We start from the raw sequence: 11,597 nt of genomic DNA on the forward strand, positions 1-11,597 counted from the left end.
GCGGGTGCGGGACCGGGGAAGGGCGCGGGTGCGGGACCGGGGAAGGGCGCGGGTGCGGGTCCGGGGACGGGTGCGGGTGGGCGACGGTTTCTCGCCCGTCCGGCGGCCCGGTGTCCGCGGAGGCACGGCCGGGCCGGCCGGCGCCTACCGGGACAGCGCGTCCCGGACGGCCTCGTCGGTGCGGGCGACGAGCGCCGTGCCGTCGTCCGCGGTGATGATCGGCCGCTGGATCAGCTTCGGGTGCTCGGCGAGCGCCGCGATCCAGCGCTCGCGCGCATCGGCGTCCCGGGGCCACTCCTTGAGCCCGAGTTCCTTGGCGGCCGCCTCCTGGGTGCGCGTGATGTCCCAGGGTTCGAGGCCGAGGCGGGCGAGGACGTCGCGGATCTCGTCCGCGCTCGGTACGTCCTCCAGGTAACGGCGGACGGTGTAGTCGGCCCCCTCGGCGTCGAGCACACCGATCGCGCTGCGGCACTTCGAGCAGGCGGGATTGATCCAGATCTCCATGCCGACACGGTAGCCCGCACACCCCGCCAACCCGTTCCGCCTCACCGGCCCCCGCACCCCCGAAAGCCCTGCTGGCCAGGGGGTTTTGTCAGTGCCCGGCGGTAGAATTGAAGCAGTGTTCGAGGGAATCGCCGGGGGCGCCGAGGTCCCCGCGCGACCCCGACCGCGACAGGAGGATGCCCGTGCCCGCTGCCGCACTGAAGCCCAAGCCCCTGCCCACCCAGTCCACCGCGAAGCGCCCCGTACCGCTCGAACTGCCCTGCGCCCCGGTGGCGAAGCGCCCGCTCCCGGCGGGCCGCCCGCGCGAGTGGTACGTCACGCACAACCGCCGGCTCAAGGCGATGCGGCTCGCCATCGCCCTGCTCGACTCCGGCGTCTACCTGCCCGACCAGGCCCGCGACGAGGAGATCCGCAGCACGGCGCGGCTGATCGGCGTCCACCCGCCGTCGGCCACCACGTGCCGCATGGTGCGCGCGTTCATGCGCTGCGACCGCTGAACCCGGTACCGGCGCCGGGCGCCTCGCTCCACGGGGCGCCCGGCGCTGAGGCAGTATGGGCGCGTGAGGGCGTCTCCCTCATCGCGAGTCATCGCGAAGTCGGCGTGAAGTCCCCGCGGCCCGGCGCCACTTGTGCCGACGGGCCGCGCGCTCGCGCCCCCGCCGGAAGAGAGAGGTACGACGGTTGACTGAGGAGAGGACGGTCCCGGTCCCGTCGTCGTTGATGACGCTGTCCGGCCGGTTGGGCCGCGCCGTCGCCCGGGCCAGCGACATCGCCATGGCGCTGGCGGTCCTGATCGCGGCGGGTCAGTACACCGAGGACTACGACCTGCTCCTGGGCTCGCTGATGGGACTGTGTCTGCTGGCCCGCAGACGGTACCCCGGCACGGTGATGGCGGCCGTCATGGTGCTGAGCGTCGTCCAGTTCGTCCTGGACGACCGGCCCGAGACCCCGCTGGCGTCGTCGCCCGCCGCGTACAACGTGGCCGTGCTGTTCGCCCTGATGTCGGTCATCCACCACTCCCGGACCACCTGGATGCCGTACCTCGCGGGCGGCTCGGTGCTGCTGGCCGTGCTGGCCGGAACGATGGAGGTGCCGCTCCTCGGCATCAAGCCGTTCGTCGATTCCGGGACGTTGCTGACCTTCTGGGGACTGACGCTGACGGTCTGGCTCACCGCCTTCGCCCTGCACACCCGGCGGCTCTACGCCGAGAGCCAGGCGGACCGCGCCCTGCACATCCAGCGGGAGCAGGAACAGCGCGTCCGGCTGGCCGCGGCCCGGGAGCGGGCCGACATCGCCCGCGAGCTGCACGACGTGGTGGCGCACAGCCTGGCCGTGATGATCCTCCAGGCCGACGGCGCCGAGTCCGTGCTGCGGAAGTCGCCGGACATGGCCCAGTCCGCGCTGAAGACGATCGCCGCCACCGGCCGGGACGCCATCGACGACATGCACCGCATCGTCCGGGTGCTGCGCGAGGGCAACCAGGACTCCGCCGACAGCGGCCCGCCACGTCGCCTGATCACCCTCGACGAGATCAAGGTCGTCGCCGAACGCGCACAGGCCGCCGGACTGACCGTGGACGTGTCGGTCGAGGTCGGCGAGGGACGGCTGGCGCCGGCGGAGGAGATGACGGCCTTCCGCATCGTCCAGGAGTGCCTCACCAACGTGCTCCGCCACGCCGGAGCCGGGGCCGGGGTCGACATCAGGCTCCACGAGGAGCGGGGCACCCTGCTGATCAGCGTCGTCGACGACGGAGCGGGCACCCTCGCCGGCCGCGGCGTCGGGGGCTCCGGAGGGAACGGCCTGGTGGGGATGCGGGAGCGGGTGGAACTCGCCGGGGGCACCTTCGAGGCCGGCCCCCGGCTCGGCAGCGGATGGCACGTACGTGCCTCGATTCCGACAAGGACGAAGTGATGACGCAGGCGGACAGAGCGATCCGGGTGGCCGTGGTGGACGACCAGCCGCTGATCCGGGCCGGATTCTCCATGGTGCTGGCCGGTCAGGACGACATAGAGGTCGTCGGGGAGGCGGAGAACGGGGCCCAGGCCCTCGACCTGCTGCGCGAGGTCGAGGCGGACGTCGTCATCATGGACATCCGCATGCCCGTCATGGACGGCATCCAGGCCACCGAGCAGCTGATGCGGAGGGACGATCCGCCCGGGGTGCTGGTGCTGACCACCTTCGACAACGACGAGGACGCCTTCGCGGCGCTGCGCGCCGGAGCCGGCGGCTTCCTGCTGAAGAACGCTCCCGCCACGGAGGTCGTGAACGCCATCCGGGTCCTGGCCGCGGGGGAGTCGGTGGTGGCACCCCGCATCACCCGGCTGCTCCTCGACCGGGTCTCGGACCGGCTGGCACCGGTGAACGAACAGGCCGACCGGCTGGACATGCTCACCGCACGCGAACGGGACGTACTCACCCTGGTCGCCCGCGGACTGTCCAATGCCGAGATCGCGTCGGACCTGTACGTCGCGGAGGCCACGGTGAAGACGCACCTGGGCAACCTCATGGCCAAACTGCACCTGCGGGACCGCGCCCAGGCCGTCGCGTTCGCCTACCAGTCCGGGCTGGTCCGTCCCTCCCCCTGAGGGTGCAGAAACACCCCCGGGGTTCTGCCCCCGGGGGTGCAGGAACCACCCCGCCCGGTGGGCCAGATCGACCCCCTCCGATCTCGGATTCGTGGCCGATGTCCGCGAGGCCGCCGAACTCCAGACTTCTTCCTGTCGCCGAACGCGGCCGAGAAGACACCCACTGGAGGATCCGATGACCACCACGCCCGCCACCGCCCCCGCCCCCGCCGCCAAGGACAACCGCAAGCGCAACCGCCTGATCATCGGCGCCGCCACGGCCGTGATCGCCGCCGCCCTGGTCGCCGGGGCCGGCTACTGGTGGCAGCAGAAGGACGCGCTCAGCCAGGCGTCCGTCGCCGACTGCAAGCTGGCGCAGCGCATCATCACCGAGGGCAAGCAGATCTCCACCGGCTCCGCGGCGGACGCGCAGAAGTGGTGGGAGCGGACCGGCGACGAGCGCCGCGCGCAGATGAAGGACGGCTACCTCGGAGCCAAGATCTCCAACTACGAGGGCTGGGCGCTCGCGACCGCCAAGAAGTCCTCCGAGGTGCCGTCCGCGAAGGACGTGAAGGACCTCCAGGAAAAGGCGCAGGGACACTGCGAGAACGCCGGCGTCACCCTGTCCATGCCGCGGCTCGGCTCCTGACCCGGATCGCGAGAACCGTCCCCATGGCTGTCCACACCGTCGCCCCCGGCGACACACCGGACGACGTCATCACCGCCACCGCCCTGGTGAAGACCTACCGCCAGGGCACCGCCGAGGTACGGGCCCTCGACGGGGTGTCCGTCGCCGTCCAGCGCGCCCGGTTCACCGCCGTCGTCGGCCCCTCCGGGTCGGGGAAGTCGACGCTGATGCACTGCGTCGCCGGACTCGACACCGTCACCTCCGGCCGGATCGTCCTGGACGGAACGGAGATCACCGGGCTGTCCGACCGGCAGCTGACCCGGGTGCGGCGGGAGCGGATCGGGTTCGTCTTCCAGTCGTTCAACCTGCTGCCGCAGCTGACCGCCTACGAGAACATCGTGCTGCCGGTCACCATGTCCGGCGGGCGCCCGGACCGCGCCCTGGTGGACCACCTCTGCGAAGTCCTCGGCATCGCCCACCGCGTGGCGCACCGCCCGTCCGAACTGTCCGGGGGCCAGCAGCAGCGGGTCGCCGTGGCCCGGGCGCTGGTGGCCCGGCCGGCCGTGGTCTTCGCCGACGAACCCACCGGCAACCTCGACTCCCGGACCGGCGCCGAAGTCCTCACCGTGCTGCGCCAGTCCGTCGACGACCTCGGCCAGACGGTCGTGATGGTCACCCACGACCCGTCGGCCGCGCAGTACGCGGACCGGGTGCTGACCCTCGCGGACGGACGTGTCCGCGGCGACGAGCGCACCGCCCCCTCCCGGCGGCTCGCCGCCCTCGCCACCGACGTCATGGGGAGGCGGCGATGAGGGGCCCGTGGCGCGCGACCGTCCTGGGCTCCCAGGTGGCGGAACTGCTGCGGCGGCCCGGACGGTTCGCGGCGACCGGACTGTCGCTGCTGATCGCGGCCTTCGTCGTCTTCGGCGCCGTCATGGCCCAGCAGATCATCACCGCGACCGTCGTCGACAGGTTCCGCGGCACGCCCGAGGCGGTGTCGCTGGTGGTCACGCCCGGCGACGACGGCGAGGACATCGGCGAGGCCGGGCTCCGCGCGATCCGCGAGACGCCCGGGGTCGCCGAGGCCGTCGGCCGGCTCGACGGGGGCGCCCCGCTGGACGGCAGCGCCGTCGAACGCTACCTCGAACTGTCCGCGGACCCGGGCACCGGCTCCCTGACGGAAGTACGGCTGACCGAGGGCACGTACCCCTCCGGGCCGGGCCGGCTCGCCGTCGACACCGAGGCCGCGCGGGCCTACGACCTCGCCCCCGGATCGTCGCTCACCCTGCTCCAGCCCGCGTCCGACGGCGAGGGCACCCGACGGGTGACGGTCGAGGTCAGCGGCATCGTCCGCAGTACGGCCACGAACGCGGCGGGGCCCACCGGTTACGCCCCCGGTCCCCGACTCCAGGAACTGCTCGGGGTGTCGGGCTACTCCCGCGTCGACGTCCGCACCGACCCCGCGTCGTCCTCCGCGTCCGCAGATCCGGCCGAGCGGATGCGACAGGCGGTGCCCGGCGCGCTGGTGCGGTCCGGGGACGAGGTGCGGCAGGAGGAGGCCGACGCGGCGGTGACGGACGCGAAGGACACCCTGGAGCTGGTCACCGTCTTCCTCGGCGTCGCCGTCGGCGCGGCCGTGCTCGTCGCCACCTCCACCTTCCGCATCGTCTTCGCCCGGCGGGTACGCCAGTTGGCGCTGCTGCGCGCCATCGGGGCGACCCCGCGACGGCTCGCCGCCGCGCTCGTCGTCGAGGGGGCGGTGGTCGGCCTGCTGGCCGGCGCGGCCGGTGTGCTGGCGGCCTGGGGCTGCGGACAGCTCGTCCCCCCGGTCGCCGGACGGTTCGGGCACGACCTGTCCGCGCCCTCGGGGATACCGCTGGCGGAGGCCGTCCTCACCGTGCTCGGCACCGGCCTGCTGGCCGTCCTCGCGGTCCTGGCCCCGTCCCTGAGCGCCTCCCGGGTCTCCCCGTTGCAGGCCCTGCGCAGCGCCGCGTCGGAACAGGGCGCGGCGGGCGGCACCGTCCGGACCCTGCTGGGCCTGCTGTGCGCGGCGGGCGCCGCGCTCCTCGCCTGGCAGCAGTACGACGGGCTGCCCCAGCCGGGCGACGCGGAGTACGACCGCTTCACGGCGCTGACCGGTGTCGTCCTCTCGGGCGCCCTGGCCTTCCTGGCGCTGATCGCCCTCGGCCCCGTACTGGTCCGGCCGGTGCTGGCGGCCGTCGCCGTGCCCCTGCGCCGCACCGGCGCGGCCGGCCGGCTCGCGGTCGCGGGCGTCGGGGGAGCGCCGGGCCGGGCCGCCTCGGTGTCGGTCGTGGTCGCCCTCGGTGTCTGCCTGGTCGGCTCGACCCTGACCTGCCTCGCCTCCCTGAACGCCTACGAGCGCTACCGGCAGGCCGTGGAGTCACCCGCCGACTTCCACCTGTACCCGAGGGACACCGAGACCCTGGACCGGTCGCTCGCCGCCGACCTGGCCGCGCACCCCGAACTGGCCGGCGTGACCGCGTTCCGTGCGGCGGAGGCCGTCGAGGACTCCCGCAGCGTCACCCTCTCCGACCTCGACCTCGGCGCCGTCCGCTCCGGTGTGAGCCTGACCGCCCGCACCGGCTCCCTCGGCCGCCTCGCGCCCGGCCACGTCGTCGTGGACGCCGGCCACGCCCACCGGCTCGGCGTCCGGGCGGGCGACCGGGTGACGCTGGAGTTCGCGGGCCGCCCCGTGCGGCTCACCGTGGCGGCGACGCTGCCCGGAGCCGGCCCCTACGGCGGGAACTTCTTCGTCCCCGCCGCGGACCTCACCCGGATGGGAGCGGACCCCGCCCCCACCACCGTCACCGCCGACGCCGCGGAGGACAGCGCCGAGGGGCGGCTACGCGCCCAGCGGGCCATCACCGACACCCTGACCGGCCCACAGCGCGGCGAGGGCCGGGTCATCGCCGAGGACTCGGCCGCGGCGGCCGGGCAGTCGGACGACCTGCGGACGATGGCCACGACGGTGATCATGGTCCTGGGCCTGACCGTCCTGGTCGCGGTCGTCGGCGTCGCGACCACGGCGAGCCTCACCGTCGTCGAGCGCAAGCGCGAGTTCGGACTGCTGCGGGCCCTGGGGCTCGGCGGCGCGGCCGTGCACCGCATGGTCACGGTGGAATGCGCGCTCTACGGCGTCCTGGGCGGGGTCCTCGGTCTGGCGCTCGGCGTGCCGTACTCCTGGCTGGTGGTCCGGGTCGCCGAGACGAGCGCCCCGTTCAGCCTCCCGGCGGGGCACCTCGCGGCGGTCTTCACCGCCCTCGTCCTGGTGACCGCCGCCGCCGGAATGGTGCCCGCCCTCCGCGCCTCCCGGACCTCGCCTACGGTCGCCGTCGCCCAGGCCGAGTAGCGGAAAGGGCGCCGGCCCCGGTCGTCGTGTCGCCTCGGTACGGCACGCGCCTCAGTACGGCGCGCGGAAGTCGACGTATCCCAGCAGCAGGATGACCGCGGCCACACAGCCGAGCACCACGGCGGTCGACACCCACGAGGAGCCACGGCCCCGCGCCGGCTCCGGATCGGCCCGGAAGGGAACCGGTCCGGGCGGGTTCTCCTTCCAGCGCGCGGCGAGCATGCGGGCCCGTGCGGACGGCTCCTTGTGCGGCGCGTCATCCGCCCACCGAAGGTCGAACTCGCGCTCGTCGTCGGCCTGTTCGGACATCGCGGATGCCCCTCCCCCTCTTCCGTTCGAACAACCGCGCCAGTAAACCAGGAAAGCCGACTTCCCGTGTACACACCAGCGACCCGGTCACCAGGCGGGGGTGACCGCCGCCTGGCCGCCCCAGGACTCCTGCCGGTTCCCCGCCGCGCTCTCCCACCACCAGTGCGAGAGGGTCCCGTCGGCCGCGGTCCCGTACACGTGCTGTACGTCGCCGACCACGTGCGCCACCGGATCGGAGCGGACCGTCCCCGTCAGCACCGCGTACCGCACGCTGTAGGAGGGGTCCCACCACCAGTGGGCGAGGGTGTCGTCGGCGGTCCGGGCGAAGACGTGCTGCTGGGAGCCGTGGACGAAGGCGACCGGACGGCCGCCGAGCGGCACGGGCGTGGACCAGGTCTGCCGCTTCACCACCTGGGTGCCGGCGTCCCACCACCAGTGCGCCAGGGCGCCGTCCGCGTCCGCCGCGAAGACGTGCTGCTGCCCGTTGTGGACGAACGCCGTCGGTGTGCCGCGGGCGCTGCCCTCCCAGGACTCGTGCCGCACCCCGGGGCCCTTCGTCCACCACCAGTGGTGCAGCCTCCCGTCGGCCCCGGCCGCCCACACGTGCTGCTGGCTGCCGTACGTCACCGCCACGGGGTCCCCGGCCAGGGAACCGGCCGCCGCCCAGGTCTGCCGGCGCAGCTCGCCACTGGCCGCGTCGTAGAAGCGGTGCAGCAGCCGGCCGTCGGCCGCCCGCACGAAGGCGTGCTGCTGACCGGCGGTGACCAGGGCCGCGGGCGCCCCGGCCACCGTGCCGGCCGGCAGCCAGGTCTCCTGGACCACGCTGCTCGTGGAGCTGTCCCAGAAGCGGTGCTGGAGGCTGCCGTCGGTGCCCCGGGCCAGGACGTGCTGCTGGTCGCCGTAGGGGAAGGCCACCGTCTCCCCGGCGACGCCGGTGCCCCAGGTGCCGCGTTTGACCGTGCCGTCGGCCTCCTCGAACCAGTGGCCGAGGCCACCGGCGGGGGTCGGGGCGAACAGGTGGAGCTGGCTGGGCGAGGTGGTGGGCAGCGCCCCGGTGTACTGGTTGCCGGTCAGGGACCGGGCGTCGTCCGGCTGGTCCAGGTCCGCCTCGGTGAAGGGCGCCCACTTGATGAACTCGTGCTGCGCGGTGTTCCCGCCCTCGTAGAGGATGCCGTACCGCCCGTCCGACAGTTCGACCATGTCGGAGTAGGCGGAGATGCCGTCCGTCACCAGCGCCCCCTGCTCGGGGGTCTGCCAGGTGAGGCCGCCGTCGAAGGAGGAGCGGATGGTCAGGTTCTCCCGGGCGCCGGTGTCGGCGGGCGCGGCCAGCAGCACCCGGTCGTAGCCGTCTTCGTCCTCGGCGCGGACGGCCAGGGTGGAGGCCTGTACGCCGACGGCGGGCAGCGGCAGGGGTTCCAGCGGGGCGAAGTCCGCCTCGAACGTCAGGCCCTGGTCACGGGAGACGGCGTAGGCCGCCCGGACCGTGTCGGTGCCCTCCTCGTTGCGGGCCGTGGCGACCAGGCTGCCGTCGGAGCGTTCGAAGACGCTCAGCTCCTGGACACCCAGCTCGGGTTCGGCGCCGTGCGAGGAGGCGCCCGCCCGCCAGGTGACGCCCCCGTCGTCGCTGTAGATCAGGGCGCCGCCCAGCGGGTCGACCTTGGTCCTGCCGGGGGCGAGCCGGACGGTCAGGCCGGCCACCATGCGCCCGGCCTCGGCGCCGCGGGTCAGCGTGATGCCGTGCGAGGGGCCGGTGCCCAGCTGCCCCTGCCCGAGCGTCCCCCACTCCGGCTTCCACACGGAGGCGGTGATCTCCTTCGCCGGCCCCCAGCTCACGCCGCCGTCCGTGCTCGTCCGCACGTACGCGCGCCGGTAGTTCTCCGTGTAGAGCAGGACGACGTCACCGTCGGCGGGGTCCACGATCGGGGTGGCGTTGTGCGGGAAGGCGAGGCCGCCCGACTCCTGCCTGCTGCCGGTCACCACCGACAGCGCGCTCCAGGTCGCGCCGCCGTCGGCGGACCGCTTCAGGACGATGTCCATCCGGCCGCTGTCACCGCAGTCGTCGTCCCGCGCCTCGGCGAAGGCGAGCAGCGTGCCGTCCTGCGCCCGGACCACCGAGGGCGCCCGGAAGCAGGAGTACCCCGACTCGCCCGAGACGAAGACGGTGCTGTGGCCCCCCGGCACGTCCCCGGCCGGGACCAGGTCGACGGGCACCGGCATTGCGCGCGGGACCTCGCCGGTCACCACCCTCGCTCCCAGGAGCACCGCCACCACCGCGAGCAGCGCTGCCAGAACCGTGCCCGTACCCCTGGCCGCGCGTGTTCCCGCGCCGCCCGTGGACGCCGAGTCGTCGGACATCCGAGCCCCCCAGGATCGAAGTCGGCGGCGACCGCTCCCCGCGGACGCACCCACCGATCATGCTCCGCCCCGGCCGTCGGCGCGCTGAACGACGACCGGCTTCGGAAACCACCTTTCGTGACGAACAGGTGAACGATCAGCCGGAGCCGGGGCGCCGAACGGCCCGGGAACGCGGCAGGGCCGCCCCGGACGGGACGGCCCTGCGCTGCGCTGACGAAGACGCGTCGATCACACGTCGAAGTACAGCTCGAACTCGTGCGGGTGCGGACGCAGCTGGAGCGGGGCGATCTCGGTGGTGCGCTTGAGGTCGATCCACGTCTCGATCAGGTCGGAGGTGAAGACGTCGCCCTGGAGGAGGAACTCGTGGTCGGCCTCCAGGCGGTCGAGGACCGCGCCCAGCGAGGTCGGGACCTGCGCCACGCTCGCGTGCTCCTCGGGAGCCAGCTCGTAGAGGTCCTTGTCGATCGGCTCGGCCGGCTCGATCTTGTTCTTGATGCCGTCCAGGCCCGCGAGCAGCAGCGCGGAGAAGGCCAGGTACGGGTTGCCGGAGGAGTCGGGCGCGCGGAACTCGACGCGCTTGGCCTTCGGGTTGGAGCCGGTGATCGGGATGCGCATCGCGGCGGAGCGGTTGCGCTGCGAGTACACCAGGTTGATCGGCGCCTCGAAGCCCGGCACCAGACGGTGGTACGAGTTCACCGTCGGGTTGGTGAACGCCAGCAGCGACGGGGCGTGCTTGAGGATGCCGCCGATGTAGTAGCGGGCCATGTCGGACAGGCCGGCGTAGCCCTGCTCGTCGTAGAACAGCGGGTCGCCGTTGCTCCACAGCGACTGGTGGACGTGCATGCCCGAGCCGTTGTCGCCGAAGATCGGCTTCGGCATGAAGGTCGCCGTCTTGCCGTTCTTCCAGGCCACGTTCTTCACGATGTACTTGAAGAGCTGGAGGTCGTCGGCGGCGGCGAGCAGCGTGTTGAACTTGTAGTTGATCTCGGCCTGGCCGGCGGTGCCCACCTCGTGGTGCTGGCGCTCCAGCTGCAGGCCGGACCGCTCCAGCTCCAGGGAGATCTCGGCGCGCAGGTCGGCGAAGTGGTCGACCGGCGGGACCGGGAAGTAGCCGCCCTTGTAGCGGACCTTGTAACCCCGGTTGTTCTCCACCGCGCCGGTGTTCCAGGCGCCGGCCTCGGAGTCGATGTGGTAGAAGGACTCGTTCGCGCTGGTGGCGAAGCGGACGGAGTCGAACACGTAGAACTCGGCCTCGGGGCCGAAGAACGCGGTGTCGGCGATGCCGGTGGAGGCGAGGTAGGCCTCGGCCTTCTTCGCCACGTTGCGCGGGTCACGGGAGTACTGCTCGCCCGTGATCGGGTCGTGGATGAAGAAGTTGATGTTGACCGTCTTGTCCCGGCGGAACGGGTCGACCCGCGCGGTGGACAGGTCGGCGCGGAGCGCCATGTCGGACTCGTGGATGGCCTGGAAGCCGCGGATCGAGGAGCCGTCGAAGGCCAGCTCCTCGGCCGGGTCGAAGGCCGAGGCCGGGATCGTGAAGTGCTGCATCACACCCGGCAGGTCGCAGAAACGGACATCGACGAACTTGACGTCCTCGTCCGCGATGAACTTCTTGGCCTCGTCGGCGTTCTGGAACATCCAGCTCCTCCTACTCCCGACCGTCCCGCCGGGGTGGTAGATCGTTCGTGCGGCCAGTGCGGGTGGCACACGCTGTCCACGACCCTAGGGACGGGTGATTTCTCGGGCGTGACCCATTTGTTTCGCAGAAGTTAACCGGCTCCGTTCCAGCCTAGGGCCTGTCGTTTGGATCACGCCGCAGACGCGGGGTCTGGCACGCGCATCTGCGGCGTTGTCGTCACTCGCCGAC

Annotated in this window: 10 protein-coding genes; 6 read left to right on the forward strand and 4 right to left on the reverse strand. The window is 72.9% G+C overall.

Features of this window, described 5'->3' with window-relative positions; all coding sequences use genetic code 11:
* Window positions 1–144 precede the first annotated feature (144 nt).
* Window positions 145–504 (reverse strand): arsenate reductase family protein, encoded by a 360-nt coding sequence (locus J7I94_RS34690; RefSeq protein ID WP_215173801.1) that lies wholly within the window; start codon window positions 502–504, stop codon window positions 145–147.
* 182 nt (window positions 505–686) lie between these two features.
* On the opposite strand from J7I94_RS34690, the gene J7I94_RS34695 reads away from it, so the two are divergent.
* The 6 genes from J7I94_RS34695 to J7I94_RS34720 all read left to right on the forward strand — a co-directional run bounded on the left by J7I94_RS34695 (window position 687) and on the right by J7I94_RS34720 (window position 7,066).
* A complete protein-coding gene (locus tag J7I94_RS34695; RefSeq protein WP_215173802.1) occupies window positions 687–1,001 on the forward strand; it encodes a hypothetical protein in 315 nt (104 codons plus the stop codon).
* A gap of 184 nt (window positions 1,002–1,185) precedes the next feature.
* Entirely contained in the window at window positions 1,186–2,415 is a 1,230-nt protein-coding gene (locus J7I94_RS34700) for a sensor histidine kinase (RefSeq protein WP_215173803.1), read from the forward strand.
* On the forward strand, window positions 2,415–3,089 hold the full coding sequence (locus tag J7I94_RS34705) for a response regulator transcription factor (RefSeq protein ID WP_215173804.1): 675 nt from the start codon (window positions 2,415–2,417) through the stop codon (window positions 3,087–3,089). The genes J7I94_RS34700 and J7I94_RS34705 overlap by 1 nt, the downstream gene beginning before the upstream one ends.
* A 175-nt stretch (window positions 3,090–3,264) precedes the next feature.
* On the forward strand, window positions 3,265–3,717 hold the full coding sequence (locus J7I94_RS34710) for a hypothetical protein (protein WP_215173805.1): 453 nt from the start codon (window positions 3,265–3,267) through the stop codon (window positions 3,715–3,717).
* Between the two features lie 86 nt (window positions 3,718–3,803).
* Window positions 3,804–4,508 carry an ABC transporter ATP-binding protein gene (locus tag J7I94_RS34715; RefSeq protein WP_374198481.1) on the forward strand — a complete coding sequence of 235 codons (705 nt, stop codon included), beginning with the start codon at window positions 3,804–3,806 and terminating at the stop codon, window positions 4,506–4,508.
* Window positions 4,505–7,066 carry an ABC transporter permease gene (locus tag J7I94_RS34720; RefSeq protein WP_215173807.1) on the forward strand — a complete coding sequence of 854 codons (2,562 nt, stop codon included), beginning with the start codon at window positions 4,505–4,507 and terminating at the stop codon, window positions 7,064–7,066. Before J7I94_RS34715 ends, J7I94_RS34720 begins: the two co-directional genes overlap by 4 nt.
* Before the next feature lie 51 nt (window positions 7,067–7,117).
* On the opposite strand, the gene J7I94_RS34725 is transcribed toward J7I94_RS34720, so the two are convergent.
* The 3 genes from J7I94_RS34725 to glnA all read right to left on the reverse strand — a co-directional run bounded on the left by J7I94_RS34725 (window position 7,118) and on the right by glnA (window position 11,368).
* Complete coding sequence (locus J7I94_RS34725) at window positions 7,118–7,375, reverse strand: hypothetical protein (RefSeq protein ID WP_215173808.1); 258 nt, start codon at window positions 7,373–7,375, stop codon at window positions 7,118–7,120.
* An 87-nt stretch (window positions 7,376–7,462) separates the two neighbouring features.
* Window positions 7,463–9,730, reverse strand: coding sequence for an exo-alpha-sialidase (locus J7I94_RS34730; protein WP_215173809.1), 2,268 nt, complete (start codon window positions 9,728–9,730; stop codon window positions 7,463–7,465).
* 228 nt (window positions 9,731–9,958) lie between these two features.
* Window positions 9,959–11,368 carry a type I glutamate--ammonia ligase gene (glnA, locus tag J7I94_RS34735; protein WP_215173810.1) on the reverse strand — a complete coding sequence of 470 codons (1,410 nt, stop codon included), beginning with the start codon at window positions 11,366–11,368 and terminating at the stop codon, window positions 9,959–9,961.
* Window positions 11,369–11,597: the final 229 nt, after the last annotated feature.

The sequence above is a fragment of the Streptomyces sp. ISL-12 genome, from assembly GCF_018614415.1.
Classification (GTDB): domain Bacteria; phylum Actinomycetota; class Actinomycetes; order Streptomycetales; family Streptomycetaceae; genus Streptomyces.

Bases quoted from the DNA above. Each gene is read 5' to 3' on its own strand.
- J7I94_RS34690 (WP_215173801.1), bottom strand. From the start codon at position 504: ATGGAGATCTGGATCAATCCCGCCTGCTCGAAGTGCCGCAGCGCGATC.
- J7I94_RS34705 (WP_215173804.1), top strand. From the start codon at position 2,415: ATGACGCAGGCGGACAGAGCGATCCGGGTGGCCGTGGTGGACGACCAG.
- J7I94_RS34710 (WP_215173805.1), top strand. From the start codon at position 3,265: ATGACCACCACGCCCGCCACCGCCCCCGCCCCCGCCGCCAAGGACAAC.
- J7I94_RS34720 (WP_215173807.1), top strand. From the start codon at position 4,505: ATGAGGGGCCCGTGGCGCGCGACCGTCCTGGGCTCCCAGGTGGCGGAA.
- J7I94_RS34725 (WP_215173808.1), bottom strand. From the start codon at position 7,375: ATGTCCGAACAGGCCGACGACGAGCGCGAGTTCGACCTTCGGTGGGCG.
- J7I94_RS34730 (WP_215173809.1), bottom strand. From the start codon at position 9,730: ATGTCCGACGACTCGGCGTCCACGGGCGGCGCGGGAACACGCGCGGCC.
- glnA (WP_215173810.1), bottom strand. From the start codon at position 11,368: ATGTTCCAGAACGCCGACGAGGCCAAGAAGTTCATCGCGGACGAGGAC.